This window comes from Zavarzinia sp. (assembly GCF_041650655.1).
Taxonomy (GTDB): Bacteria; Pseudomonadota; Alphaproteobacteria; order Zavarziniales; family Zavarziniaceae; genus Zavarzinia.
Map to the genome: position 1 here is coordinate 1 of NZ_JBAZKR010000033.1, position 26,154 is coordinate 26,154.

The 26,154-nt window shown below is 68.8% G+C and carries 26 protein-coding genes; 11 read left to right on the forward strand and 15 right to left on the reverse strand.

The window, feature by feature from the left end; translation table 11 throughout:
* The coding region (locus WC493_RS09510; RefSeq protein WP_373064929.1) for a gamma-glutamyltransferase family protein at nucleotides 1-1,117 on the reverse strand (1,117 nt) is incomplete at its 3' end.
* A gap of 736 nt (nucleotides 1,118-1,853) precedes the next feature.
* Between WC493_RS09510 and WC493_RS09515 the strand changes: the two genes are divergently transcribed.
* Nucleotides 1,854-2,384, forward strand: coding sequence for a septal ring lytic transglycosylase RlpA family protein (locus WC493_RS09515; RefSeq protein ID WP_373064931.1), 531 nt, complete (start codon nucleotides 1,854-1,856; stop codon nucleotides 2,382-2,384).
* Between the two features lie 34 nt (nucleotides 2,385-2,418).
* On the forward strand, nucleotides 2,419-3,669 hold the full coding sequence (locus WC493_RS09520) for an aminotransferase class V-fold PLP-dependent enzyme (protein ID WP_373064933.1): 1,251 nt from the start codon (nucleotides 2,419-2,421) through the stop codon (nucleotides 3,667-3,669).
* Here WC493_RS09520 and WC493_RS09525 read toward each other — a convergent pair.
* Nucleotides 3,656-5,023, reverse strand: coding sequence for a flavin monoamine oxidase family protein (locus tag WC493_RS09525; protein ID WP_373064935.1), 1,368 nt, complete (start codon nucleotides 5,021-5,023; stop codon nucleotides 3,656-3,658). The genes WC493_RS09520 and WC493_RS09525 overlap by 14 nt on opposite strands.
* A 182-nt stretch (nucleotides 5,024-5,205) precedes the next feature.
* Here WC493_RS09525 and WC493_RS09530 point away from each other — a divergent pair, with 182 nt between their 5' ends.
* The 3 genes from WC493_RS09530 to WC493_RS09540 all read left to right on the forward strand — a co-directional run bounded on the left by WC493_RS09530 (nucleotide 5,206) and on the right by WC493_RS09540 (nucleotide 7,917).
* Nucleotides 5,206-6,246 (forward strand): ABC transporter substrate-binding protein, encoded by a 1,041-nt coding sequence (locus WC493_RS09530; protein WP_373064937.1) that lies wholly within the window; start codon nucleotides 5,206-5,208, stop codon nucleotides 6,244-6,246.
* 124 nt (nucleotides 6,247-6,370) lie between these two features.
* Complete coding sequence (locus WC493_RS09535) at nucleotides 6,371-7,159, forward strand: ABC transporter permease (protein ID WP_373064939.1); 789 nt, start codon at nucleotides 6,371-6,373, stop codon at nucleotides 7,157-7,159.
* The gene (locus WC493_RS09540) at nucleotides 7,147-7,917 is read left to right on the forward strand and encodes an ABC transporter ATP-binding protein (protein WP_373064941.1); all 771 of its coding nucleotides are present in this window, start codon (nucleotides 7,147-7,149) and stop codon (nucleotides 7,915-7,917) included. Before WC493_RS09535 ends, WC493_RS09540 begins: the two co-directional genes overlap by 13 nt.
* Before the next feature lie 4 nt (nucleotides 7,918-7,921).
* Here WC493_RS09540 and WC493_RS09545 read toward each other — a convergent pair whose 3' ends face one another.
* The 6 genes from WC493_RS09545 to WC493_RS09570 all read right to left on the reverse strand — a co-directional run bounded on the left by WC493_RS09545 (nucleotide 7,922) and on the right by WC493_RS09570 (nucleotide 14,063).
* Nucleotides 7,922-8,257, reverse strand: coding sequence for a hypothetical protein (locus WC493_RS09545; protein ID WP_373064943.1), 336 nt, complete (start codon nucleotides 8,255-8,257; stop codon nucleotides 7,922-7,924).
* A 205-nt stretch (nucleotides 8,258-8,462) separates the two neighbouring features.
* Nucleotides 8,463-9,434, reverse strand: a complete 972-nt coding sequence (locus WC493_RS09550; RefSeq protein WP_373064945.1) for a dipeptide ABC transporter ATP-binding protein — start codon at nucleotides 9,432-9,434, stop codon at nucleotides 8,463-8,465.
* Complete coding sequence (locus WC493_RS09555) at nucleotides 9,434-10,438, reverse strand: ABC transporter ATP-binding protein (protein ID WP_373064947.1); 1,005 nt, start codon at nucleotides 10,436-10,438, stop codon at nucleotides 9,434-9,436. The genes WC493_RS09550 and WC493_RS09555 overlap by 1 nt, the downstream gene beginning before the upstream one ends.
* A 3-nt stretch (nucleotides 10,439-10,441) precedes the next feature.
* Entirely contained in the window at nucleotides 10,442-11,344 is a 903-nt protein-coding gene (locus WC493_RS09560) for an ABC transporter permease subunit (protein ID WP_373064949.1), read from the reverse strand.
* Nucleotides 11,341-12,351 (reverse strand): ABC transporter permease subunit, encoded by a 1,011-nt coding sequence (locus tag WC493_RS09565; RefSeq protein ID WP_373064951.1) that lies wholly within the window; start codon nucleotides 12,349-12,351, stop codon nucleotides 11,341-11,343. Before WC493_RS09565 ends, WC493_RS09560 begins: the two co-directional genes overlap by 4 nt.
* Before the next feature lie 62 nt (nucleotides 12,352-12,413).
* Entirely contained in the window at nucleotides 12,414-14,063 is a 1,650-nt protein-coding gene (locus WC493_RS09570; RefSeq protein WP_373064953.1) for an ABC transporter substrate-binding protein, read from the reverse strand.
* 212 nt (nucleotides 14,064-14,275) lie between these two features.
* On the opposite strand from WC493_RS09570, the gene WC493_RS09575 reads away from it, so the two are divergent.
* Nucleotides 14,276-15,874, forward strand: coding sequence for a hypothetical protein (locus WC493_RS09575; protein ID WP_373064955.1), 1,599 nt, complete (start codon nucleotides 14,276-14,278; stop codon nucleotides 15,872-15,874).
* A gap of 7 nt (nucleotides 15,875-15,881) precedes the next feature.
* Here WC493_RS09575 and WC493_RS09580 read toward each other — a convergent pair whose 3' ends face one another.
* Nucleotides 15,882-16,628 (reverse strand): class I SAM-dependent methyltransferase, encoded by a 747-nt coding sequence (locus WC493_RS09580; RefSeq protein WP_373064957.1) that lies wholly within the window; start codon nucleotides 16,626-16,628, stop codon nucleotides 15,882-15,884.
* A gap of 62 nt (nucleotides 16,629-16,690) precedes the next feature.
* Here WC493_RS09580 and gloB point away from each other — a divergent pair, with 62 nt between their 5' ends.
* From gloB to WC493_RS09600, 4 genes are all read left to right on the forward strand, one after another.
* The gene (gene gloB, locus WC493_RS09585; protein WP_373064959.1) at nucleotides 16,691-17,464 is read left to right on the forward strand and encodes a hydroxyacylglutathione hydrolase; all 774 of its coding nucleotides are present in this window, start codon (nucleotides 16,691-16,693) and stop codon (nucleotides 17,462-17,464) included.
* Nucleotides 17,461-18,078, forward strand: coding sequence for a glutathione S-transferase N-terminal domain-containing protein (locus WC493_RS09590; RefSeq protein ID WP_373064961.1), 618 nt, complete (start codon nucleotides 17,461-17,463; stop codon nucleotides 18,076-18,078). The genes gloB and WC493_RS09590 overlap by 4 nt, the downstream gene beginning before the upstream one ends.
* Complete coding sequence (locus tag WC493_RS09595; RefSeq protein ID WP_373064963.1) at nucleotides 18,075-18,509, forward strand: cupin domain-containing protein; 435 nt, start codon at nucleotides 18,075-18,077, stop codon at nucleotides 18,507-18,509. Before WC493_RS09590 ends, WC493_RS09595 begins: the two co-directional genes overlap by 4 nt.
* Before the next feature lie 105 nt (nucleotides 18,510-18,614).
* A complete protein-coding gene (locus tag WC493_RS09600; protein ID WP_373064965.1) occupies nucleotides 18,615-20,123 on the forward strand; it encodes a flavin-containing monooxygenase in 1,509 nt (502 codons plus the stop codon).
* Here WC493_RS09600 and WC493_RS09605 read toward each other — a convergent pair.
* The 5 genes from WC493_RS09605 to WC493_RS09625 form a co-directional block, all read right to left on the reverse strand.
* Nucleotides 20,087-20,638 carry an NADPH-dependent FMN reductase gene (locus tag WC493_RS09605; protein ID WP_373064968.1) on the reverse strand — a complete coding sequence of 184 codons (552 nt, stop codon included), beginning with the start codon at nucleotides 20,636-20,638 and terminating at the stop codon, nucleotides 20,087-20,089. The genes WC493_RS09600 and WC493_RS09605 overlap by 37 nt on opposite strands.
* A gap of 13 nt (nucleotides 20,639-20,651) precedes the next feature.
* Nucleotides 20,652-21,638, reverse strand: coding sequence for a hypothetical protein (locus WC493_RS09610; protein ID WP_373064970.1), 987 nt, complete (start codon nucleotides 21,636-21,638; stop codon nucleotides 20,652-20,654).
* A complete protein-coding gene (locus WC493_RS09615) occupies nucleotides 21,635-22,207 on the reverse strand; it encodes a hypothetical protein (RefSeq protein ID WP_373064972.1) in 573 nt (190 codons plus the stop codon). Before WC493_RS09615 ends, WC493_RS09610 begins: the two co-directional genes overlap by 4 nt.
* Nucleotides 22,208-22,337: 130 nt before the next feature.
* Nucleotides 22,338-23,036, reverse strand: a complete 699-nt coding sequence (locus WC493_RS09620) for a pirin family protein (protein WP_373064974.1) — start codon at nucleotides 23,034-23,036, stop codon at nucleotides 22,338-22,340.
* A gap of 149 nt (nucleotides 23,037-23,185) precedes the next feature.
* A complete protein-coding gene (locus WC493_RS09625; protein ID WP_373064976.1) occupies nucleotides 23,186-24,160 on the reverse strand; it encodes a quinone oxidoreductase in 975 nt (324 codons plus the stop codon).
* A gap of 64 nt (nucleotides 24,161-24,224) precedes the next feature.
* Here WC493_RS09625 and WC493_RS09630 point away from each other — a divergent pair, with 64 nt between their 5' ends.
* The gene (locus WC493_RS09630; protein ID WP_373064978.1) at nucleotides 24,225-25,139 is read left to right on the forward strand and encodes a LysR family transcriptional regulator; all 915 of its coding nucleotides are present in this window, start codon (nucleotides 24,225-24,227) and stop codon (nucleotides 25,137-25,139) included.
* Here the strand turns inward: WC493_RS09630 and WC493_RS09635 are convergent.
* Nucleotides 25,118-26,032 (reverse strand): TauD/TfdA dioxygenase family protein, encoded by a 915-nt coding sequence (locus WC493_RS09635; RefSeq protein ID WP_373064980.1) that lies wholly within the window; start codon nucleotides 26,030-26,032, stop codon nucleotides 25,118-25,120. The two genes, WC493_RS09630 and WC493_RS09635, sit on opposite strands and share 22 nt — an antisense overlap.
* Between the last annotated feature and the right edge of the window lie 122 nt (nucleotides 26,033-26,154).

Sequence of the window (26,154 nt, forward strand, 5' to 3'; positions counted from 1 at the left end):
GCAGCTTGCCGCGAAGGGCCAGGTAGCCGGGTGCCAGCAGGCCGCGGAGCGGGATCGACAGGCGGTCGGGATCGCCCAGCCAGCGCTCGCGGTCGGCGAAGGCGAGACGGGTGGCATCACCGATCAGGCGCCAGGTGTCGGCTTCAGCGGGCGACTTCGCCTCGATGCCATAGGGCTCGATCAGATTCAGGATCTGCAGGATGGCGAGCGTGCCGGACGACGGTGGCCCCATGCCGCAGAGCCGGTGGCCGAGCGCCGGCCCACATAACGCAGGACGTTCCACAACCGTGTAATGCGCGAGGTCCGTGGTGGTGAGATGGCCGGGGTTGAAGCCGGCGCCGCGCACCTTGGCGACCACGGCGGCGGCGATCTCGCCCGAATAGAAGGCATCCGGCCCGCCTGCGGCGATGGCACGCAGCGTCGCGGCATAGGCCGGGTTGTGCAGGATCGTGCCGGCGGCGCGGGGCTTGCCGTCGGCATCGAAGAAATAGGCCGCGGCTTCGGGATCGGTCTTCAGGCGCGGGCCTTCGGCGGCGATCAGGTCGGCCAGGCGGGGCGAGACCGGAAAGCCCTTCTCGGCGAGCTCGATCGCCGGCGCCAGCAGTTCGGCCCAGGGCAGCCGGCCATATTTGGCATGGGCCTCGGCCATCAGGCGCACCGTCGCCGGCGTGCCGACCGAACGCCCGCCGACCACCGCCTCGAAGAAGGACAGCGGTTTGCCATCGGGGCCGAGGAACAGGTCCGATCCCACCTCGGCCGGCGCGGTCTCGCGCCCGTCGTAACTGGTGACGATACCGTCGGCCGCCGACCAATGGACCAGGAAGCCGCCGCCGCCGAGGCCGGAGGACTGCGGTTCGACGAGGCCGAGGACCATCTGGACGGCGACCAGGGCGTCGACGGCGCTGCCGCCGCGCGCCAGTACGGCTTCGCCCGCCCGCGCCGCCGCGGGATGGGCGGCGACCACCATATAGCGCCGTGCGGTGGCGCTCTGCGCGGTCGCAACCGTGCCCGAGGAGGCTTCGGGCGCGACCGGGTCGGCGGCTTGTTCGGCGTGGGCCTGCAGGCCCGCAAAGGCGCTTGCCGCGAGCAGGGCGAGGGCGGCGACGGCCTGGCGCATCCGGTGTCCTTTCGACCAAAAAAGTCATTCTGCACGGCGCGGGCGGCGCCGGAAGTGGCCTCGAAAGCCGCCTCGGAAGAGGATTCGAGCAGATCCCCGAAGATCTCCCCAATACATTGATAAGTAAGGGCGATTCATCGTTGCCGGAAGCCCCTGTTATTGCAGTGTGGGTGCGGACTTGTTGCGCCTTGGTGCGACGGGCTTGCCAAGGGCGCGAAATTTCGGCAATGTCGCCGCGTGGTGACCCATGGTGCCCATCCCGCAGAAGGTGGCGGCCCCATGTCCAAAAAGACCGGCACGGTCGCCGCCGGCCTAGAAGGTTGGGACTTTTGGGTCCTGAAATTTATGTCGTGGCGCTGGGCTTGGCCATGTGCGTCGTCGGCTTGCGGTGGAGGCTGAAGACAGTCGCACCGCGTCGTTCGTCACGGTAGGACGAACGGTTTCCACAATTCGTTGGTCTGTCCGGTCATCAGGTCTGACTGCAACCGGATTGATCGCTGGGTGTTGGTTGACCTGGGAATAGGGGTCTGTCCAGTCCGCGAGCGGCACATCCTCCGTGCCCGCTCGCCTATGAAGGAGAGGAGGATCAATGGCAGCAACTCGTTTGCTCGCGTTCAGGTGGATCGTGGCAGCCGTGACAGCGGCGGCCGTTTCCGTTGCAGTGCAAGGCACCGCACGGGCGACCGAAAACGCCGACGACCCGATCAGTATTCGCGACGGCGCGGTTGCTGATTCGATGACCACGGCGCTCCCCGACGGAGCAGCCCCGGTCCGTCGTTCCGACACCAAAGCAGTTACGGCATCCGCCGGCGAGGCCTTGACCGGCCCGGTGGTGGATCGCGGCAAGGCCCAGGGCGCCCAGCCCGAGAAGGTGATCCGGGAATTCACCGGCGTCGCCTCCTGGTACGGGCCGGGTTTCCACGGCCGGCGCACGGCGAGCGGCGATCGTTTCGACCAGAACGATCTGACCGCTGCGCATAAGACCCTGCCCTTCAACACCAGGGTTCGGGTAACCTCGGCCATTACCGGGCGTTCAGTGATCGTAACCATCAACGACCGCGGCCCCTATGTCCGCGGTCGCATGATCGACCTTTCCGCTGCGGCGGCGCGGGCGATCGGGATGCGCGGGCGCGGCGTCGGCAAGGTCCGGCTCGAGGTCCTGGAATCGCCGCTCGACGTGATCCCGGCGGCCGGCTCGCGGGCGACCGCGAACCGCGAGGGGCCGGCCCTGCCGCGGGGCGTGACAAGCGAGGCGGCGGCCGAGTAGTCTCGCCCCCGGTAGTCAACCGGGGGTGAAGACCGTGGCAGCCGGCACCATCGGCGGCGTCGATCTCGACGTCGCCTTTTCGAGATCCCAGTTCCCGCCGCTCGAAAACGGCGTCGCTTTCCTGGAAAATGCCGGCGGCACCTATGTGCCGCGCCAGGTGATCGACCGGGTGACCCACTATATGGCGGCGCTCCAGGTCCAGCCGGCCTGGGGTTTCCCGGCCTCGGCCGAGGCGGCCGCGCTGATCGCCGAGGGCCAGGCGGTGGCCGCCGCCTTTCTCAATGCCGGGAAGGACGAAGTCTTCGTCGGCCCCTCCACGACCGTTAACACCCTGGTGCTGGCCCAGGCGGTGCGTCCGCTCTTCGCACCGGGCGACGAGATCGTGGTGACCAATCAGGACCACGAGGCCAATTCGGGCTCCTGGCGGCGCCTCGCCCAGGAGGGCGTGGTGGTGCGCGAATGGCCGATCGATTCGCAGACGGCGGAACTCGACCTCGCCGTGCTGGAGGCGCTGGTCGGCCCGCGCACGCGCCTCGTCGTCATGCCCCATTGCTCGAATGTCGTGGGCAGTTTCAACGATGTCGCGGCGGCGGCACGGATCGCCCATGGGGCGGGCGCCCTGATCGCGGTCGACGGTGTCGCCTATGCGCCGCATCGCCTGCCGGACGTGAAGGCGCTCGACGTCGATTTCTACTATTTCAGCCTCTACAAGACCTTCGGCCCCCATGTCGGCGCCGCCTATGTCCGGCGTTCGGTGGCGGAGCGCTTGGCGCCGCAGAATCACTTCTTCCTGACCGAGCCGCCCAAGACCCTGAACCCCGGCGGCCCGTCCCATGAATTCACCGCGGCGCTCAACGGCATCGCCGATTATTTCGCGGCCCTGGACGATCACCACTTCGCCCTGCCGGCGAACGGGCTCCGGGCGCGGATGGAACGGCTCTACGCCCTGTTCGCCGCCCATGAGGAGGTGCTGGGCCGGCGCCTGATCGAGGGGCTGAAACAGGTGCCCGGCGTCCGCGTCATCGGCCGCCAGGCGATGGACGGCAGCCGCGCGCCCACCTTCTCCTTCACCGTCGCCGGGCGGCGGGCGGAAGAGGTGGCGGCGGCGCTGTGGGACCAGGGCATCGCCCTCGGCTGCGGCGATTTCTATGCCCGGCGCTGCGTCGATGCCCTGGGCCTGTCCGAAGCGGGCGGCGTGGTGCGCGCCAGCCTGGCCCATTACAACGACGAAGCGGACGTCGACCGCTTCCTGGCGGCGCTTCGCCGGGTGGTCAGCCGAGGCTGAGGGCGGCCAGCGCCTCGGCCGCGGCGCGCTCGCCCGATTCGAGCGCGCCTTCGACATAGCCGGTCGCCTCGATCGCCGATTCGGTGCCGGCGAAATGGATGCGCCCGGCCGGCTGGCGGATCACCGGGCCGAAGCCGGTCATGGTGGCGGGCGCCATCAGGCCGGCATAGCAGCCGCCCGACCATTCCTCCGCCAGCCAGTCGTTCTCGGCATAGTCGAGGGGGATGGCCGCTTCCGGACCGAACAGGCGGGTCAGGCAGCGCAGCACCTGTTCCTGGCGTCCTTCGGGCGATAACTCGGTCAATTGGCGCGCCGCTTCACCCTCGATGAAGCCGGTCAGCACGCCGTGCGCGGCCCCTTCGGGCGTGCCGTCGAACACGGGCGAGAAGGGCCCGGCGTCCGACACCGCCTCGCCCGAGAGGCCGCGGGCGCGCCAGAAGGGCGTCGGATAGGCGACATGGCATTTGATCACGCTGCCCATCGGGCTCCGCTGGGCGAGACCGGCCCGGAGCGCCGGCCAGGGCGGCGTCGAGCCGATCCGGCCGAGCAGGGCGAGCGGCACCGCCATGACGACGCGCCGGGCCCGCAGCGTGTCCCCACCGGAGAGGCGGAGCGTCACCCCGGACTCATCCTGTTCGACGGCGGAAACCACGGTCGAAAGGCGGATCCTTCCGTTCCCGACCTCTTCCGCGAGGCAGGCGGAGAGCTGGTGCAGCCCGCCTTTGAAGCGGTCCTGCTGTGCCCCGCCGCCGACCGAGATCAACGGTTCGAGCCCGCCGGACGCCCGCAGATAGGCGAGGAAGAAGAGCATGGAAATCTCGCTCGGCTCCGCGCTGAAGACGGCGCGGACGGCGATTTCCATCATCGCCCGGGCGCCCTTGGTGCGGACCTGGGTGGCGAGCCAGCTCGCCACCGTCATGCCGTCCAGGCGGGCGGCGTTCTGCGTCGCCCAGGGTGCACTGGCGGCCAGCGCCGCCGCCATGCGCTCGATCCGCTTCATGGTGCGGTCGACTTCGAGCAGGGCGACGGTGGGCAGGGCGGGAATCAGGCCGGTGTAGCGGCGCACCTTGCCGGCGAATTCGATCAGCTTGGCGCCCGCCTCGAACTGACGTTCGGTCGCCACCCCGTGGCGCGCGGCGAGGGCGAGCAGGCGGCGATGGTCAGGTCCGACCCATTGGCCGCCCAGGTCGACCACATGGCCGGCCAGGCGTCCCGGCTTGGTGCGCCCGCCCAGGCGGTCGCGGGCTTCGAGGATGGCGACGCTGCGCCCCGCCTGCACGGCGGTCAGGCCCGCCTGGAGACCGGCGAAGCCACCGCCGACCACTGCCAGATCGACGTCCGCCGCCGTGTCCATCGTTCCTCCCGAGGTTACGCCGGCATGATCGCTGCCGGCCCGCGCCGCGCCAAGCCATTTAAATACATATATATAATGTATATATATTTTATTCTGCACAAAATATTGACAGATATTTTCCCCTGGCGTTCACTCGCCTCCCTGCCCGGTCGTGCGGCCGGAATTCCAGAGCGAGGACTAAGATGGTGGCGATCAATCGGCGCGGCGTGCTCGGCCTCGGGGCCGGGGTGGCGACGGCGGCCTTCGCAGGCGGTTTCCGCCCGGCCCGTGCGGCGGATCCGGTCGAGGTGCGCGTCGGCTTCATCCCGGTGACCGGTGCCGCGCAGCTCTTCGTGTTCGACGGCCTGGGCTGGGCGAAGGAGCGCGGTCTTTCGTTGAAGCTGACCCAATTCGCCTCCGGTCCGAACTTGATCCAGGCGGTCGCCTCGGGCGGCATCGACGCCTATTACGCCGGTGTCGGGCCGCTCATCGTGGCGCGGCAGAAGGGTATCGGCGTCAAGGTCGTGGCGGCCACGGCGGTCGAGGAAGTGGCGGTCCTGGCCAATGGCGCGCTGGCCGAGGCCGTGGCCAAGGCGGGCGGCGACATTCCGAAGGCCTTCGCCGCCCTGGCCAAGGAGCTGGGCCGTCCGGTCAAGCTGGCGACCCAGCCCAAGGGTTCGGTGCCGCAGACCGTGCTGCTCTATTGGGTGCGCAAGGTCGCCAAGATCGACGAGGCGACGGTCGAAGTGGTGCCCCTCGGCATCGAGGAGACCCAGCAGGCCCTGCTGGCCGGCGGCGTCGAAGGCGCCAGCATCCGCGAGCCGGCGATCACCGTGGTCCAGGAACGGAATCCGGCGATCAAGATCCTGGTCACCGGCGGCCAGATCCTGCCCAATCAGCCGGGCACCGTGCTCGGCCTGACCGAGAAATTCATCGCCGAACAGCCGGCGGCGGCGCAGACCCTGGTCGACCTCACGGTGAAGGCGACCGAACTGCTGAAATCCGAGCCCAAGACGGCGGCACCGCTGGTCAATGCCGTGCTCGGCAAGGGCCTGCTCTCGGTCGAGACGATCGAGAAGGCGCTGGTCTCGCCCGGCTCGAAATTCACGGCCGATCCCGAATCGATCGTCCAGGCGACCGGCATCCTCCAGGATTTCCAGCTTGAGATCGGCACCATCGACAAGACGAGCGATCTTTCCCAGCTCTTCGACGCCAGCTTTTACAAAAAGGCGGTGGCTAAGTAAGCCAACAAGGTAGCGGCCGGCGGTACTGATGCCGCCGGCCGAAAAATACAGGCGGACGATCGGGTATGTCGACAAGCTGCCCGATCTCGGCCATTTGTTCTCTTTTGGAACGACAAGCGAATCGATGTCCGATCCCAGCCCTCCGAAGCCCGCCGCGGGCCACCCGCTGCGCCATCCGGCCGTGCTCTCGGCCCTTGGCCTCGTCGGCTTTCTGGCGATTTGGGAGGGCGTCACCCGCTCCGGCTTGATGCCGCCGATCTTCCTGCCGCCGCCGTCGAGCCTGCCGGAGGCTTTCTGGCGCGAAGTGACGAGCGGCATCTGGCTGACAAGGATCGTGCAGAGCCTGGACCATTATCTGCTCGGCCTCGGCCTCGGCAGCCTGCTCGGCATCGCACTGGGCACGCTTGCCGGCATGTCGGCCGTGGCGGAGGCGCTGACGGCCGGGATCGTGCGCGTGCTGCGGCCCATTCCGGGCCTCGCCTGGGTGCCCTTCGCCATTCTCTGGTTCCAGATCAGCCCGGCGGCGGCCACCTTCATCGTCGGTGTCGGCGTCTTCTGGATCAATTTCTACGCGACGCTGGCGGCGGTCCAGGGGACCGATCCCGACCTGATCGAACTGGCCGAATCCTTCGGCTATCGCTCGCGCCTGGTGAAACTGGTCAAGGTCGTGCTGCCGGCGGCGACGCCCGGCATTCTGGCCGGCGTGCGCACCGGCCTCGGCCAGGCCTGGATGTCGGTCGTCGCGGCCGAACTGTTCGGCGTGCCCGGCCTCGGCCAGCGCATGAACGAGGCGGCGACCCTGCTGTCGTCCGACATCGTGGTCGTCTACATGCTGACCATGGCGCTGCTCTACGGCCTCGTCGACGCGCTCTTCGTCTTCCTGCGGAACAGGTTGCTGCAATGGCGCCCCTGAACGGTGAAAACGTAATTGAGATCCGGGGGCTCTCCATCGTCCTCGGCGGCAATGTGATCCTGCGCGATTTCGACCTCTCGGTGGCACGCGGCGAGTTCGTCGCCGTGGTGGGCGCCTCCGGCGTCGGCAAATCCACCTTGCTCCGTATCATCGCCGGGCTGATCCCGGCGGCGGCCGGCAGCGTCGCGGTGGCGGCCGGCGCCGATGCAACGCGCCGGCCCTATGCCATGGTGTTCCAGGATGCCCGCCTGCTGCCCTGGCGGCGGGTCGCGCGCAATGTCGAATTCGGGGTGGAGGGGCTGGCGATCGACCGGGCCACCCGGCACGCTCGGGCGCGCGATGCCCTCGCCCTGGTCGGCCTCGGCGATCATGCCGCGCGCTATCCCCACCAGCTCTCGGGCGGGCAGCGCCAGCGCGTCGCGATCGCCCGGGCATTGGCGGTCGAGCCCGAGATCCTGCTGATGGACGAGCCCTTCGGCGCGCTCGACGCGATCACCCGCGCCGGCCTGCAGGACGAGCTGGTGCGCCTCTGGCAGGAAACGGGCAAAACCATCGTCTTCGTCACCCACGACATCGACGAGGCGGTCTATCTGGCCGACCGGGTGATCCTGCTCGGCGGCAAGCCGGGCCGCATCCAATCCCAGCACCGGGTGGAACTGGCCCGGCCGCGCGCCCGCGACCACCACGAGGCGCAGTCCCTCGCGGCCGAAATCCGCGACAACCTGCAGAACGCGGTGTTCGACGGCGCCGGCATCTGAGGCTTCAGATCGTGCTCGGGTTCGACATGCTGAAGGTGCTGGCCGCGATCGTGGTCGGATAGCCGGTGTCCGGGCTGAAGGAATAGACCGGGCCTTCCCAGTCGCCGAAATCGATCGTGTCCTTGATCCGGCGACCGCCGCTGTAGCTCGCGTCGACCGTGTTGTAATACTGGGTGTCGCGGGCCGCGATCACCTCGGCACCCGACCAGAGCGCGAGTTCGCCGCACAGCCGCTGGCCGTCGCCGCGGGTGCCCTCGTTGCCGGGAGCCGTGTCGGCCGGGGCGCAGGCATAGATCACGATGCGCCGGATCAGGCCCTTCCAGTCCCCGGTCTTGATCACATTGTTCAGGGTCAGGCCTTCCCGGCACAGGTGAGGCCGAAGCCGCCGTGTTCCTGGGAATCGCAGACCTGGCCGCCGATGTTCCAGGTCGCCTCGTAGCCGTGGCAGAAGATGTGCAGCGTGCTGAGCCCGCCGCGGCCGCGGGCCCGGGCGGTCCATGGCCCATGATGTTGCGCCGACGGCCCGTCAGGTCAATTGACGGCCGTCACACCACCTGTTCGGCGAAATGGCAGGCCACCATGGCATTGCCCACGGGACGCGGCACCGGCCGTTCGGCGGCGCAGCGCTCGGCCGCCAGCGGGCAGCGGGTGCGGAAGACGCAGCCGCTCGGCGGGTCGAGGGGCGAGGGCAGTTCGCCGGTCAACGGCGGCGGCCGGTGGGCGCGGGCATCCGCCTCGATCTGCGGCCGGGACGCCAGCAGCGCCCTCGTATAGGGATGCCGGGGGTGGCGGAACAGGCTCTCCGCCGGGGCTTGCTCCACCGGCAGGCCGAGGTACATGACCAGCACCTCGTCGGCGACGAAGCGCACCACGCCGAGGTCGTGGCTGATGAACACCATGGCGAGGCCCATCTCGTCCTGCAGGTCCATCAGGAGGTTCAGCACCTGGGCCTGGACCGAGACGTCGAGGGCGGAAACCGGCTCGTCCGCGACCAGGATGCGCGGACGGAGCATGAGGGCGCGGGCGATCGCGATCCGCTGGCGCTGCCCGCCCGAGAACATATGGGGATAGCGGTCGGCATGTTCGGGGCGGAGACCGACCTTGGTCAGCATCGCCCTGACCGCCTCGCTCCGCTCCTGCCGGCTGAGGCTCGTGTTGATGATCAGCGGCTCGGCCAGGGCGGCGCCGATGGTACGCCTCGGGTTCAGGGAACCATAGGGGTTCTGGAACACCATCTGTACCGCACGGCGGAGCGCCTTCTGCGCCTCGGCCGTCGGCCTGGTCGCGTCGGTGCCGTCGATCAGCAGACGGCCCGCGCTCGGGCTTTCGATCAGGGTCAATTGCCGGGCCAGGGTGGATTTGCCGCAGCCGCTCTCCCCCACGATCGCCAGGGTGCGCCCGGCGGCGAGCGAGAAGGAAACGCCGTTGACGGCATGGAGGTCGCGCGCCGCCCGGAACGGGCCGCGGCCGACGACATAGGTCTTGTGCAGGTCGACCGCTTCGAGAACCGTTTCCATCAGGCCGCCCCCGCCAGTTCGCCCGCAGGCAGGCCGGAATCATCCAGTGGCCGGTGGCAGCGCGCCGCGCCGGCGGCGAGCCTGTGCAACGGCGGATGTTCCAGATGGCAGCGCTGGTCGGCGAAGCGGCAGCGCGGCGACAGCAGGCAGCCGGCCGGACGGTCGAACGGCCCCGGCACGACGCCCGGAATGGCCGGCAGGCGGCCCCGCTTGCCGGCCGCCGCCACGGTCGTCAGCGCCCGGTCGGGCAGGGCGGCCAGCAGGGCGGCGGTATAGGGATGGCGCGGCGTCGCGAAGAGATCGGCGGTCTTCGCCGTCTCGACCACTTCGCCGGCATACATGACGATGACGCGGTCGGCGATCTCGGCCAGCACGCCGAGGTCGTGGGTGATGAAGATCAGGCCCATGCCCTTCTTGCGCTGGAGCTCGACCAGGAGGCGCAGGATCTGCGCCTGGATCGTCACGTCGAGGGCGGTGGTGGGCTCGTCCGCGATCAGCAGGCGGGGGTCGAGGGCTACGCTCATTGCGATCATCACGCGCTGGCTCATGCCGCCGGAGAGCTGGTGCGGATAGGCCGAGAGGCGGCCGGCGGCATCGGGAATGCCGACCATCTCGAGCAGTTCGACCACACGGTCGCGCCGCTGGCGCCGCGCGAAGCCGTGGGCCATCAGCGCCTCCTCGATCTGGAAACCGACCGTATAGGAGGGGTTCAGGCTGGTCATCGGCTCCTGGAAGATCATGGCGATGTCGCGGCCGAGCAGGCGTCGGCGGGCACGCGGCGTCAGGGCCAGCAGGTCCTGGCCGTCGAAGGCCATGGACTTGGCCGTGACCTTGCCCGGATCGGCGATCAGGCCCATGACGGCGAGCGAGGTGACCGACTTGCCGGAACCGGATTCGCCGACGATGCCGACGATCTCGCCGGCCTCGACCGTCATGTCGACTCCGGACACCGCCTGGAAGCGGCCGAAGCGCACCGAAAGATCGGCGATCTCGAGCAGGGCCATCGCTCAGCGCTCCTTCAGCTTGGGATCGAGGGCGTCCCGCAGGCCGTCGCCCAGCAGGTTGAAGGCGAGCACGGTCATGAGGATGGCGAGGCCCGGGAAGGTGACCACCCACCATTGCCCGGACTGCACGAATTTCTTGGCATCGGCCAGCATGGTGCCCCATTCCGGCGTCGGCGGCTGGGCGCCCAGGCCGAGGAAGCCCAGTGCCGCGGCGTCGAGAATGGCGGAGGAGAAGCCCAGTGTTGCCTGAACGATCAAAGGCGCCAGGCAATTGGGCAGCACGACGATGAACATCATGCGCCAGATCCCGGCGCCGGCGATCCGGCTCGCCGTGACGTAATCCTTGGCGAGCTCGCTCAGCACGGTGGCCCGCGTCAGGCGGACGTAATGGGGCAGCACGACGATCGCGATGGCGATCATGGCATTGACCAGGGAAGGCCCGAGCACGGCGACGATGGCGACCGCGAGCAGCAGGCTCGGCAGCGCCATCAGCACATCCATCAGGCGCATGATGCCCTGGTCGACGAAGCCGCGCTGGAAGCCGGCCACCAGGCCGAGCAGCACCCCGAGGCCGAGCGAGATGGTGACCACGATCGCCCCGATCAGCAGGGATAGTTGGGCGCCCCAGATGATGCGCGAGAGCATGTCGCGGCCGACGTCGTCGGTGCCCAGCATGAATTGCCAGGTCCCGCCCTCGAGCCAGACCGGCGGCGCCAGGAAATGCTCGCGGAATTGCTCGTGCGGGGCATGGGGCGCCACGAAGGGCGCGAAAACCGCGCCGAAGGTGACGAGGCCGATGAAGACGAGGCCGAGCAGGGCGCCGCGGTTCCGCCTGAAATCGCGCCAGAAGGCGCGCAGCGGCGAGGGCGGGGCGGCGGGGCCGGCGGCGGCGGCTTCGCTGGTCATTTCTGGTACCGGATGCGCGGGTTGATCAGGCCATAGAGCAGGTCCACGGCCAGGTTGACGCCGATGATGGTGATGGCGATCAGCAAGATGCCGCCCTGGACCGCGGGAAAGTCGCGACGCCCGATCGCGTCGATCAGCCATTTGCCGATCCCGGGCCAGGAGAAGATCGTTTCGGTCAGTACGGCACCGGCGAGCAGGGTGCCGACCTGGAGCCCGATCACCGTGATCACCGGGATCAGGGCATTGCGCAGCGCATGGACCCAGACCACGCGGAAGGGCGACAGGCCCTTGGCCCGGGCGGTGCGGATATAGTCCTCGCCCAGCACTTCCAGCATGGCGGAGCGCGTCATGCGCGCGATCACGGCGAGCGGAATGGTGCCGAGCACGATCGAGGGCAGGATCAGGTGGTGCAGGGCCGACCAGAAGGCATCCATGTCGTCGAGCAGCAGCGTGTCGATCAGCATGAAGCCGGTCACCGGCTCGATATAGAAGAGGACGTCGAGCCGGCCCGAGACCGGGGTCAGGCCCAGGATGTTGGAGAACAGCACGATCAGGAGGATCGCCCACCAGAAGATCGGCATCGAATAGCCGGCGAGGGCCGCCCCCATCAGCCCCTGGTCGACCACGGTGCCGCGCATCAGCGCGGCCAATATCCCCGAAGGCAGGCCGACCACCACGGCGAAGATCATGGCCACGACGGAGAGTTCGATGGTGGCCGGGAAGAGTTCCAGGAACTCGTCGATCACCGGGCGCTGCGTGACATAGGACTTGCCGAGATCGCCCTGGGCGAGCTGACCGACATAGGAGAAGAATTGTTCGTAGAGCGGGCGGTCGAGCCCCAGCTTGTGGCGCTGTTCGGCCAGGAGTTCGGCGGAGATGCCGCGTTCGCCGGCGCGGGCCTCGACGGCATCGCCATGGAGCTGGCGGACGAGGAAGAAGGCGAGGATGACGATACCGAGCAGGGTCGGCACCAGGATGACCAAACGGGACGCCAGGTATCGGAGCATTCAATATCCTTCGGCCGAAGGAGGGACCGGGGCGCCCACACGGCGCCCCGGAACCGGTTCGATTACTTCAGGTCGACTTCCTTGAACTCGTGGCTGCCCAGCGGGCTGATCTTGTAGTTGACCAGCTTGTCGCTGATCGGCTCGGAGACCAGCGAATGGGCGATCACGAACCAGGGCGCTTCCTCGTGGAAGATCACCTGGGCCTGTTCGTAGAGCTTGGTGCGCTCGGCCTGGTCGGACACGGTCTGCGCCTTGTGGACGAGATCGTCGAACTCCTTGTTGCACCACTTGGCGAGGTTGCCGCCGCCGGGACGCGCCGCGTCGCAGGAGAGCAGCGTGTAGAGGAAGTTGTCCGGGTCGCCGTTGTCGCCGGTCCAGCCGAGCTGGCACATCTGGTGCTCGCCGTTCTGGCAACGCTTGCGGTATTCACCCCACTCGTAGGTGACGATCTTGGCGTTGAAGCCGACCTTGGCGAGGTCCGACTGGATCAGCTCGGCGATCTTCTTGGCGTCCGGGTTGTAGGGACGCTGCACCGGCATGGCCCAGACGTCGGTCTCGACCGGCAGGGTGACGCCGGCCTGCTTCAGCAGCGCCTTGGCCTTCTCGGGGTCATAGGGGTAGTCGGTGATGTCCTTGTTGTAGGACCAGATGGTGGGCGGGATCGGGTTGATGCCCGGCTGGCCCGAGGGACCATAGACCGCCTTGATGATGGCGGCCTTGTCGATCGCCATGTTCAGGGCCTGGCGCACCAGCTTGTTGTCGAAGGGCGGCTTCTGGACGTTATAGGCGAGATAGCCGACGTTGAGGCCCGGCTGGCTCAGCACCGTGATCCCCGCCGTCGACTTCATCGCGGCGAGATCCTGCGGGTTCGGATAGGAGGCGATCTGGCATTCGCCGGCCTTCAGCTTGGCCCAGCGGGTCGCGGCATCGGGCGTGATGGCGAAGACGAGCTGGTCGATCTTGGGCTTGCCGGCCCAATAGGCGTCGAAGGCCTTGAAGCGGATCAGGGCGTCCTTCTGATACTGCACGAAGGTGAAGGCACCGGTGCCGATCGGCTCCTGGTCGACCTTCTCGGGCGTGCCGGCCTTCAGCATCGCATCGGCATATTCGGCCGACAGGATGGTGGCGAAATCCATCGCCAGATTGGCGATGAAGGGCGCGTTCGGCATGTTCAGGGTGAAGCGCACGGTATAGTCGTCGACCTTGTCGATCGACTTCAGCATGTCGGCCATGCCCATGTCGCCGAAGTAGTCGTAAGCGCCGCCGGAAACGCCGTGATAGGGATTGTCCGCCTTCCACATGCGGTTGAAGGAGAACAGCACGTCGTCGGCGTTGAAGTCGCGCGTCGGCGTGAAGGTCTTGCCGGAATGGAACTTCACGCCGCGGCGCAGCTTGAATTCGTAGGTCAGGCCGTCCGGCGAGACGGTCCAGGATTCGGCGAGGCCGGGCCGCGTCTCGGTCGTGCCGGGCACGAAATCGACCAGGCGGTCGTAGACCGGGCGCGCGGCGTCGAAGGAGGTGCCGGTGGTGTTCAGCTGCGGGTTGAAGTTCTCGGGGCTGCCTTCGGAGCAGTAGACGAGGGTCTTGGCCGCGAGTGCCTGGCCGGCCATGCCGACGGTGAGGGCGGCGGCGGCGGCCGTGGCGAGGGCGAAGCCGCGTAGCTTCGTCCGCAGGGTCCCCGATCGCGGTGTCATGCCCGATCGCAGTGTCATGCCCGATCCCACTGTCATGAATGCCTCCGTTGTATGCGGGGGCAATCGGCGCTTCGCGCTCATCCCCCTGAAGCAAAGACTAGCGCCACTTCGCGGCCGATTTCGACCGATTTCGACGTGCTGCACTGCAAGGTGGGCGGCGCTGGTCAAGTGCCGGGGCAATGGGCATGATGGCACCCGCTTCGTCTAGGCTTATGCGGTGCACCATCACCATGTTCGGTCTGTTCTCTTTGTCGGTCCGTCTTCCCCTCGCCGCCGTCGCCGGCCTCGCGGCCCTGGCCGCGGCCTTGCCGGGGACCCCGGCCCGGGCCGCCGTCGGCGCGGCCGACATGATCGGGGTGGCGCTGGCCGGGGCGAGCCAGATTCCCGACGTGAACGAGCGCGGCCAGGTGATCGCCACCATCGCCGAGGAACGGGCCAAGGCGGGCGACTGGGCCATGGTCGACAAGATCGTTGCCTCGATCGACGACGTCGCGGTGCGCGACGACGCCCTGACCCAGTCGGCCGTGATTGCCGCCGGCCAGGGTGATGCCGAGCGTGCCGGCACGCTGATCGCCCGCCTGTCCGACGACGACGGCAAGGGCGATGCCTCGGCCCAGGTCGCGGCCGCCCTGGTGCGCCAGGGCTCGGTCTCCCTCGGCCTCGGACTGGCCCGTTCGGTTGCCGATGCCGAGCAGCGTTTCCGGGCCCTGGTCGATGTCGCCCGGGCGATGGCGGCGCGGCGCGATCCCGCCGCCGGACGGGTGCTGGACGATGCCAGCGAAGTGCTGGGCCTGGTCACCGACCCGGGCCTGCTCGGCCGGCTGCGCCAGACCGCGGCCCAGGCGGCGGTCGCCATGGGCGACGTCGGCCGCGCCCTGGCCCTGGCCGACCAGATCGAGGATCCGGCGCGCCGGCTCCAAGTCCTGCGCAATGCCGCCCTCGGCTTCGCGCGGGCGGACGAGAAGGCGGGCGCCACGACCGCGGTCGACCGTGCGCTCGAACACCTGCCCGATGCCCCCGATGCCCGGGAGCAGGCCTTCGTCATGCTCGATCTCGGCACGGCGCTCGGCCTGGTCGGCGACGCCGACCGGGCGCGCCAAGCCTTCGCCGGCGCGGTCGAGGCGGTGCGCGGCCTGACTGCCGAGACGCTGGGCGAGATCGAGGCGTCGGTCCCGGCCGCGGCGATCGACGGCGGGCTCACCGGCTTCGGCCTCGAATGGGCGCGCGGCCTGGCCGACATCGGCGTGCGCGACCTGGCGCTCCGCGGTGCTGCCGTGGCCCTGGTCGGCGCCGGCCGCCTGGCCGAGGCGCAGGCGGTGGCGGGCGAGATCCAGGATGCCCAGGTGCGCGACGCCGCCCTTCAGGTCCTGGTCGAAGGGGCCGCCGACGGCAGCGACATCGCCCTGGCGCTCAATGTCGTCGACGCCATCACCGGCCAGCAGACGCGGCAGTCGGCGATCGGCACCATCGCCGAGCGCATGGCCCGCAACGGCGACGTGAACGGCGCCTTCGCCGCCCTGGGCCGCATGATCGAATCGCCCGAGCGCGAGGACGTCGCCCTGGAACTGGCCAGCGTCTTTGCCGATTCGGGCAATGTCGAAGCGGTCACGCGGGCGGTCGCCGACGTGCAGAGCACCGACAATCGCGAAATCGGCGCCGCCAACATGGCGCTCGCCCAGCTCGCCGCCGGCAATGCCGGGGCGGCGCTCGAAGCCGTGCGCAACCTGGGCGAACCCACGCTGCGCGCCCTGGTGCTGGCCCGGATCGCGACCAAGATCGGCAATCAGGCGCTCGACGCCCCGCCGCTCGCCCCGGCTCAGGCCGAGTGAGGCGGGGTCAGTCCCGGTGCCCGTCCCGCCAGGCCGCGGCCTTGGCCGCCGGGGCCAGCGCCTTCAGGCGCGCGGTCACCCGTTCGCCCGGCGGGGTCAGGGCATAGAGGCTTTTCGCCGCTTCGACGATCAGCAGGCCGGCGAAGCCCGGCCACCAGCGCGCCCCGATGCGCTCCCAGAAAGGCGCGGTGCGGATCAGGAAGCGGCGCCGCGTCGGCGGCAGATAGAGGGCGGGCACCAGGCGCTGGGGCTCGAACATGGCGGCGCGCAGCACCTGCTCGATCTGGCCGGCCGAAAAGGGCTGGCCGGCGCCGAAGGGCGTGTTGTCGATGCGAGCCCAGATGCCGCGCCGGTTCGGCACCACGGCGAGGATGCGGCCCTCGGGCGACAGCACGCGCCAGATTTCGCGCAGCAATGGCCGCAGGTCGGTCGCCAGTTCGAGTTCGTGGACCAGGATGATTCGGTCGATCGAGCCGTCGGCCAGCGGCAGCAGTGTCTCTTCCGTCAGGGCGACGGCGGCCGGGCCGCGGCGCGGCCAGCGGGTGACGCCTTGGGCCCCCGCCATCAGGGCGATCACGCGCGTGCCCTCGTCGCGGAACGGACGCAGGTAGGGCGTGGCATAGCCGAGGCCGAGCACCGTCCGCCCCTTGAGGTCCGGCCACAGCTCGCGCAGGCGGCGGCGCAGCAGGCGGCGCGTGACAGCGCCGAGGGGGCTGTCGTAAAAGCTGCGAAATTCGAGGACGTCCAACCGCATCTCTTCTGGTCCCGGCGCCCGGCATCGTGGCCGATCCGCACGGTTCTGCCTATACTGAAGTCATGACCATGTTCGATATTCATCTCCTTCCCTGTCTCTCGGACAATTACGTGCCGCTGGTCCGCGACTGCGCGACCGGCACGGTGGCGATTGTCGATCCCGCGGATGCGGAGGCCGTGGCGGCCGAATTGGACCGCCTGGGCTGGCATCCCTCGCTGATCCTGAACACCCATCACCACTTCGATCATGTCGGCGGCAATCTCGAGCTGAAGGCCCGCTACGGTCTCACCATCGTCGGCCCCGCGCGGGAGGCGGACCGCATCCCCGGCATCGACCGTGCAGTGGCCGGGGGCGACACGGTCATGCTGGGGGCCGAGGCCGGCCATGTCTTCGACGTGCCGGGTCATACTGCCGGCCATATCGCTTATTGGTTCGAGGGGGCCAAGACGGTCTTCGTCGGCGACACGCTGTTCGCCGCCGGCTGCGGCCGGCTGTTCGAGGGCACGCCGGCCCAGATGTGGTCGTCCCTGAACAAACTGGCCGACCTGCCGGGCGACACGCTGGTCTATTGCGCCCACGAATATACCGAATCGAACATCCGCTTCGCCCGTTCGGTCGATCCCGAGAATGCCGCCCTCCACGTGCGGGAAGTCTCGGTCCATGCCGCCCGCCGCCTGAACGAGCCGACGGTGCCGACCACGATCGCCGTCGAACTGGCGACCAATCCCTTCCTGCGCGCCGACGTGCCGGACTTCGTCCGCGCCATGCATATGTCCGGCGCCGACCCGATCACCGTTTTCGCCGCAACCCGCAAGGCCAAGGACAATTTCCGGTGAGCAAGCTCGTCCTCCGCTTCTCCCCCACCTCGCCCTATGTGCGGAAGGTGATGATCTTCGCCCTCGAAACCGGGCTCTTTCCGCGTTTCGAGCTGCATCCGACCAACGTCTGGGCGGCGGATACGGATATCGCGACGACCAACCCGCTCGGCAAGGTGCCGGCGCTGACCCTGCCGCACGGCGAAGTGCTGTTCGACAGCCCGGTGATCCTCGACTATCTCGACCATCAGCACGGCGGGCCGCGCCTGATCCCGGCCGAAGGGCCCGCGCGCTGGCAGGTCCTGAAGCTCCAGGCGCTGGCCGACGGCATCCTCGATGCCGCCGTCGCCTGCCTGCTCGAAGGCCGGCGGCCGCAGGAACTCCGCTCGGCCGAATGGATCGCGCGCCAGAAGCGCGCCGTGACCCGCGGGCTCGACGCGCTGGAGGCGCTGGCATCGGGCTTCGGCCCGGCGCTCGATGTCGGCCAGATCACCGTGATGGCCGCCCTCGGCTATCTCGACTTCCGCTTCTCGTCCGACAGTTGGCGCGACGGCAGGCCGGCACTGGCCGCCTGGTTCGCGGTCGCGGGCGAGCGCCCCTCCTTCCTCGCGACCGTGCCGCAGGACCCTCAATGAGGGCGGACCTGACCGCGGCCGAGGTGATCGCCCGCCTTGCCCTGCAACCCCATCCTGAAGGCGGCCATTACCGCGAGACCTTCCGGGACGCGGGGCCGGGACGGGCGGCGTCGACCGCGATCTATTACCTGCTCCAGGTCGGCGAACTGTCGGCCTGGCATCGGATCGACGCGGTCGAGGTCTGGCACTGGTATGCCGGCGCGCCGCTCGCCCTCACCCTCTCGCCCGACGGCCACGACATCGCCGGCTATCACCTGGGGCCGGAGATCGACCTCGGCCAGCATCCCCAGGTCGTAGTGCCCGCCCGCGCCTGGCAGACTGCGGTCTCCCTCGGCCGCTGGACCCTGGTCGGCTGCACCGTGGCGCCCGGCTTCGATTTCGCCGGCTTCGAAATGGCCCCGGCGGATTGGCGGCCGCGTCCTCGCGGCTGAGGCTTGCTGACAGTAATGTGAATTATTGTCATTTTCTCCTGCGTCGTCCCCGCTATAGTGAAGGGACAACGAAGGCCGGAACCGGCCGGCAACTGGGGGAGAGAAATGGCGGCTGAGCATTTCGACGTGCTGATCGTGGGCGCCGGCCTGTCGGGCATCGGTGCCGCGCATCATCTGCAGGCCCATTGCCCGGGCAAGAGCTACGCGATCCTCGAAGCGCGCGAGCGGATCGGCGGCACCTGGGACCTGTTCCGCTATCCCGGCATCCGCTCCGATTCCGACATGTATACGCTGGGCTATTCCTTCAAGCCCTGGACCGAGGCGAAGGCGATCGCCGACGGCCCCTCGATCCTCAACTATGTGAACGAGGTGGCGCGGGAAGGCGGCATCGACCGCAGGATCCGCTTCGGCCTCAAGGTGAAGTCGGCTTCCTGGTCGAGCGCGGATTCGGCCTGGACGGTCGAGGCGGAACGGGCCGGCACGGGCGAGCGGCTGCAGTTCACCTGCAATTTCCTCTACATGTGCAGCGGCTACTATAATTACGAGGCCGGTTACACGCCCGAGTTCCCGGGCATCGAGCGCTTCAAGGGCCGGATCGTCCATCCCCAGAAATGGACGGACGACATCGATTACGCCGGCAAGCGCGTCGTGGTCATCGGCTCGGGCGCCACGGCGGTCACCCTGGTGCCGGAAATGGCCAAGACCGCGGCCCATGTCACCATGCTCCAGCGCTCGCCGACCTATGTCGTCTCGCGCCCGGGGCAGGACGGGCTCGCCAACTGGCTGCGCCGCAATCTGCCCGGCAAGCTCGCCTATTGGCTGGCGCGCTGGAAGAACGTGCTGCTCACCATGTTCTTCTACAACATGTCGCGCTGGCGCCCGGATCAGGTGAAGGCGAACCTGGTGAAGATGGCGAAGAAGGACCTCGGGCCCGATTTCGACATGCGCCATTTCACCCCGAGCTACAAGCCGTGGGACCAGCGCGTCTGTCTGGTGCCGGACGGCGACCTGTTCCATGTGCTGCGCGAGGGCAAGGCCTCGGTCGTCACCGACCAGATCGAGAGCTTCACGGCGACCGGCCTCCGCCTGAAATCCGGCAAGGACCTCGACGCCGACCTGATCGTCACCGCGACCGGGCTGAAGCTCCTGTTCCTCGGCGGCATGTCGCTCACCGTCGACGGCAAGCCGGTCGAGGTGCCGAAGTCCTACAACTACAAGGGCGTGATGTTCAGCGGCATCCCCAACATGGCGGTCGCCTTCGGTTACACCAACGCCTCGTGGACGCTGAAGGCCGATCTCTCGGCCGAATATGTCTGCCGCCTGCTGAACCATATGGACAAGGCGGGTTACACCAAGGTGGTGCCCGAGATGAAGGACCCGTCGGTGACGCCGATCCCCTTCATCGACCTGACGTCCGGCTATTTCCAGCGTTCGCTGGCCGAATTCCCGCGCCAGGGCTCGAAGCGGCCGTGGCGGCTCTACCAGAATTATGCGCTCGACATCGTCACGCTGCGCTATGGCGCGCTCGACGACGGGGGCCTGGTGTTCTCCACCGGGCGCCCCGCCGCGACCGAACCTCAGTCGGCGATGAAGGCGGCGAAACCCGCCGCATAGGGGCCGAGCTGGGCCGCCACCGCCTCGTCGACAAGGGCGCCGTCCGGGCCGAAGGCCTGGCCGGCACGCGAGACCAGGAGACGCCCGGCGGCCCATTGCTGCATGCCCAGCGCCCGCATGACCTGGAGCCAATGGGCCTGGGCCATGATGGTGCCGAAGCCGCCCGGCGAAGCGCCCATCAGCGCCACCTTCTTGCCAGCGAAGAGCTTGCCGCCGGCAACGCCGCCGCGCGACAGCCAGTCGATCGCATTCTTGAACACGCCCGGAATGCCGTTGTTGTATTCGGGCGTCGACAGGATCACCCCGTCGGCCGCCTGGATCTTCTCGGCCAGCGCCGCGACCGCGGACGGAATCCCTTCTGCGCTTTCGAGGTCGCCGTCATAGAGCGGAACGCCGTGCAGGGTGGCGATCTCCAGTGTCACGCCCTCGGGCAGGTGCTGGCCCACGGCGTGCAGCAGGGCCGTGTTGAAGGAGCCCCGGCGCAGGCTGCCGGAAATGCCCAGGATTTTCGTCATGATCAGGTTCCGCTTAAGGGGGAGGGGAAGTCGGGTCGGGCAGTGGTTCGAGAGTGCAGGACAACAGCCGGTAGGAACGCCCCCAGCGCCAAGTGACGGACTGTTGGAAGCGACTGGCGGGACAGGGTTTGTAGCCGGCGTGGACGAGCGTCAGCGCGCCGATATCGGCATCGCTCGCGGTTCGCAATTCGGTCGGTGTGTAAGGCGGCGAGCCGGGGTTGAGCCCCTCGATCAGCGCATTTGTCGGATTGCTCTCGATCAGCCAACGATCGACCCGGCCCATGCTGAAATCGATCGAGGTTACCGCTTTGGGCCTCGATGGTCCGACGAAACTGCCGGCGAACGCGCCGGTGGCCGCGCCGTTCATTCCGCCCAACAATGCGGCCTGCAGGACGGCCTCGGCCCGGTCGTGGGAAGAGAACGTCGGCGAATTGGTCAGGTCGCTGTCGATCCGGCCGAGTTCGGCGTTGAAGTCGGACACTGCAAGCCAGCCGGTCACCAGCGACAGGGGTTGCTCGGCGATGAGGGTCGCGTAGTCGATCCGCAGGCGGAGCGGCCGCGGGGCGGTCGGTCGCCACAGCGGCTCGGTGCGGCCGCTGACGTGGACGAGGTCGATGCCGTCTGCGAGGGTACCGGCGATCGTCCCGAGCGGCCGATCCGGCCGGAGGTCGAAAAGGCCGACACCTTCCGCGAGTTCCTGGTCCGAGAGCGCGGCATAGCCGGGCACCGGGAAGCGCAGCCCGGCACGGGTGCAGAGGAAGAGGCCGCCCAGCTCGCCGTTCTCCAGATCGACGACCAGCTTCATCAGCGGCGGGTCGCCGGTGCGGAATCCGACACCGACGACATGCCGCGTCGAGAGGTCGAAGGGAACCGAGCCCGCGCCTCCGCTCGCCGGGCAGATGGGCGTCGGTGGCGCCGGCAGCGTCGGATCATCGTACGTGATTTGCGTGCAGGCGCCGATGCCGAGGCAGAGCAGGGCCGAAGCGATGGTCCGCGTCATGGCTGCGCCTCGCGGTCGCCGAAGACGCCGAGATGAGTGGCGATCAGGGCGAGACCCAACAGGCAGGCCACCAACATCGCCAGAAGATTGGCGGAAAAGGCGGGCTCCAGCAGTTCGGCGTCGATCTGATCGAACTGCATCTGGATGAGATAGCTCGATTTCAGTTTGATCGCGAAGAAGATGGACAGGATGACCGCGACCAGGAAGGAGGCGCCCAGCGCGACGTCCAGCGCCAGCCGGCGCGGTCGTATGCCGGCCTTGCCGACGACATAGCCGACAGCGATGAAGAGCCCGACCGCGAGCTGGATATTGGTGTCGGCCGTGCTGGTCACCACTTCGGCCATGGCCTGGGAATAGTCTGTGGCTTTGCCCAAGGGGGCGACGACGACAGGTCTGCCGATCGGGCTGCCCAGCAGGAAGTCGCTCAGCCAGAACAGCACGAGCAGGAGCACGGCGAGGTTGGCGGCCAGGATCGCCAGGGCCAGGCTGCGGGCCTGCCCGAGGGGCCGCCGCCCCGGGGGCGAGGACGGCTGATCAGCGGAAGGGACAACAGCTTCCGGATGAACCATCGCGCCCTGGCCTCCTGCCTGTCGTATCCCCATGGTCGGTGAAAACGGCTGCCGGTGCAACCGAGGTGGTGGCAAGCCCGGTTTCAGGGTGCCCGGCTTCGCCACCGGAGCACCCTGCGCTACCGCCCTGTTACGCAGCGTCGACCAGGACCACCTCGGCATCCTCGATCGCCGTGACCTCGATCTTGTCGAGGCCGGTGATGGCGGCGCCGTCGCGGGCCGCCACGGTGACGTCGTTGACCCGGACCTTGCCGGCCGCCGGCACCAGATAGGCGTGGCGGGCGGCGTCGAGATCGACGACGACACTCTCCCCCGCCTTCAGGCTGGCGCCCAGCACGCGGGCGTCGGTCCGGATCGGCAGGGCTTCGGCGTCTTCGGCAAAGCCGGAGGCGAGCGTCACGAAGCGGCCGGAGCGGTCACCCTTGGGGAAGGGCTTGGCGCCCCAGGACGGTGCCTTGCCGCGGCTGGTCGGGTTGATCCAGATCTGGAAGATCTGGGTGTCTTCCGGCTCCAGGTTGTATTCCGAATGGCTGATCCCGGTGCCGGCCGACATCACCTGCACGTCGCCCGCCTCGGTGCGGCCTTCGTTGCCCAGGCTGTCCCGATGGGTGATGGCGCCCTTGCGGACATAGGTGATGATTTCCATGTTGGCGTGCGAATGGGTCGGGAAGCCGGTGTCGGGCTGGATCGTATCGTCGTTCCAGACCAGCAGCGAGCCCCAGCCGAGGCGTTCGCGATCATAGTAGTTGGCGAAGGAGAAGTGATGCTTGGCCTTCAGCCAGCCGTGGTCGGCACCGCCGAGACCTTTGAAGGGACGAAGTTCGATCATGTCTTGTCTCCCCTGTCGGCCGCCCGTGGCGGCTTGATGGAGAGAAGGTAGGGTGTTTCGTTCTGGTCAAAAATGGGCCGTTCAGAAAGTTATTATTTCTAAATTGTGCATTATCTTGGGGGCGGGAAACCCCGCCCCCAGGGTCCGCTTCAGGGCCGCAGCAGGATCGAGCCGGTGGTCCGGCCGGCCTCCAGGGCGCGCTGGGCGTCCGCCGCCTGGGCCAGGGGGAATTCGGCCCCCACGGTGATCCGAAGCCCATCCGCGATCGCGGCGAAGAGGGCACCGGCCGCGGCGCGGTAGGACGGCAGGTCGGCGGCATAGGCGAAGACGCTGGGCCGCGCCAGGGCGAGGCAGCGCCGGGGGCCGAGCTCGGTCACCTCGAAGGCCGGGATCGGCCCGCCGGCCTGGCCGACGCTGGCCACCGTGCCAAACGGGGCGACGGCGTCCAGGGTCCGCTTCAGCGTGTCGCCGCCGATGCCGTCATAGGCGACGTCGACGCCGCGGCCGTCGGTCAGGCGACGGGTCTCGGCGACGAAATCCTGCTCGCGGTGAAGGATCGCATGGTCGAGCCCATGGGCCAGGGCGAGTGCGGCCTTCTCTTCGCTGCCGACCGTGCCGATCACCCGTGCCCCCAGGCGCTTCGCCCATTGAGTGAGCAGAAGGCCGAGGCCGCCCGCCGCGGCATGGACCAGCAGGGTGCTGCCCGGCCCGACCTTCACCACCCGGTGCAGCAGCATATGGGCGGTCAGGCCGCGCAGCATGGCGGCGGCCGCGGTCGAGACGGCGATGCCGGCGGGCAGCGCCAGCAGGCGCGAAGCCGGCAGGTTCCGCACCTCGGCATAGCCGCCGATGGGCAGGCCGGCATAGGCGACACGGTCGCCGGGACGAAGCGCCTCGACCCCCGGCCCGACCGCCTCGACCACGCCGGCCCCTTCGACCCCCGGCACGGCGGGCAGGCCGGGCACGGGATAGAGGCCGCTGCGGTGGTAGATGTCGACGAAATTGACCCCGGCGGCGGCCTGGACGATGCGGGCTTCGCCGGGACCGGGCGGCGGCACCGCGATGTCGCGGGCCTGCAAGACGTCGGCGCCGCCATGGGCGGCCATGGCAATGACGAGGGACATGGGCTTCTCCTGCCGTTCTGGACGGCGGAACCCTAGGTCCGGATCATCTGCGCAGAAACCCGGGATGCTCGCGCCTTATCTGTGCGATAATGCGCAGATGGACGATTGGGACGACCTTCGCTTCTTCGCGGCGCTGGCCCGTGGCGGCAGCCTGTCGGCGGCGGCACGGGCACTGCGCACCGACCATACGACGGTGGCGCGGCGGATCGCGGCGCTCGAGGCGCGGCTCGCCCTGAAGCTGTTCGACCGCCTGCCGCGCGGCTACCGCCTGACTGCGGACGGCGAGGCCCTGACCGGGCGGCTGGAGGCGGTCGAGGCGGCGGTCCTGGCCTTCGAGCGGCAAGCGGACGGTGCCGGCCGCGGTATCGAGGGCACGGTCCGGATCGGCGTGCCGCCCGCCCTCGGCGCGCTCTGGCTGATGCCGCGGCTCGGCCCGTTGCTGGATCGGCACCCCGGGCTGGCGATCGATCTGGTCGGCGCCACCGCGGCCTCGAATCTCGCCCGGCGCGAGGTCGACCTGGCGCTCCGCCTGCTGCCGCCGGAAGGCGACGGCCTGGTGGCGCGGCGGGTCGGCGGTCTCGCCTATGGTCTCTATGGCCGGCGCGACTATGTCGAGGGCACGCCGCCCGGGCGGCGGCGCTACATCGGCTATGACGACGAATTGGCGGAAGTGCCGCAGCAGCGCTGGCTGCGCGATCTTGCGGGCGAGTTGCCGGTGGCGCTCATGGCCAACGACCTCTCGGCCATCGTGGCCGCGGTCCGGGCCGGCCTCGGGCTCGGCGCGCTGCCCCATGTCCTGGCCGATCCGGCGGCGGACCTCGTCTGCCTGGCCGAGGGGCCGGCGGCGGCGCGGGACCTCTGGCTCGTGGTCCATCCGGACCTGCGCCGGGCCCCCCGCGTCCGCGCCGTGATGGACCATCTGGTCGAGATCACCCGCGACCTTCGCCAGGCGCCGGATCAGGCCGCGACCGGGCCGTAGGCCGGCACGGCGGAGACCCGCTCGCCCCAGCGCTCGAAGGGGTAATAGTCCCAGACGGCGTGATGCTGGGTCGCCCAATTGTCCCACAGCAGGATCATGTCCTCCTCCCAGCCGACGCGGACCTGGAACGGCAGGCTGCGTTCGACATGGCGGTGCAGGAAGCCCAGCAGGGCGTCGCTCTCATGCCGCGGCAATTGCACGATATGGCTGGTGAAGGCCGGATTGACATAGAGGAAAGGCCGCCCGGTGCGCGGATGGCGGGCCACCACCGGATGTTCCGTGGCCGGGAAATTGCGCCCCGTGTCGGGTTGCGAGCCATAGCCGGCGGTCCAGGCGCGGCCGCCGTCGTGCAGCGCGGTCAGCCCGGCGAGCAGGCTCTTGAAGCGGTCCGACAGGCTTTCGTAGGCGAGATACATATTGGCGAAGGCGGTGTCGCCGCCGCCCACCTCGGGCAGGCGGGTGACATGCAGCGCCGAAACCTGGATCGGATGGGCGTCGCAGGAAACATCGGCGTGCCAGGCGTCGCCCGCGGTGAAGGTGGAGCCGGCGCCGGTCTGCCAGGACAGGATCTCGGGATCATAGGTCTCGCCCTTGATCACCCGCGCCTTGCCCAGCAGGTGGCTGTGCAGCGCGCCGAACTGGCGGCCCAGGCGCTTGTGTGCCTCGCGGTCCAGGCGCTGGCCCGGGATCGCCAGCACGAGATGGGTGTCGAGGGCGCGGCGGAGTTCTGCCGCCTGCTCGTCGTCCAACTCGGCCGAAAGGTCCAGCCCCTCGATCCGGGCGCCGATGGTGGGGGCCAGCGGGGTCACGCCGAAATGGCGGAAGACCTCGCGCGGGCGGGTGTTCCAGGCCCGGAGGGCCGATTTGTCGCTCAGATCGCGGTAGAAGCTCATGGTCGCCTCGGCAGATGTCCAGGCAGACAGAGCAGCGTAAACAACAGTGCCGGCGGATGATCTGGATCAATCCACGGCCTTGTGTCGTCCTAATAAGAACTTCTAACGATTTCGTGCCGTGG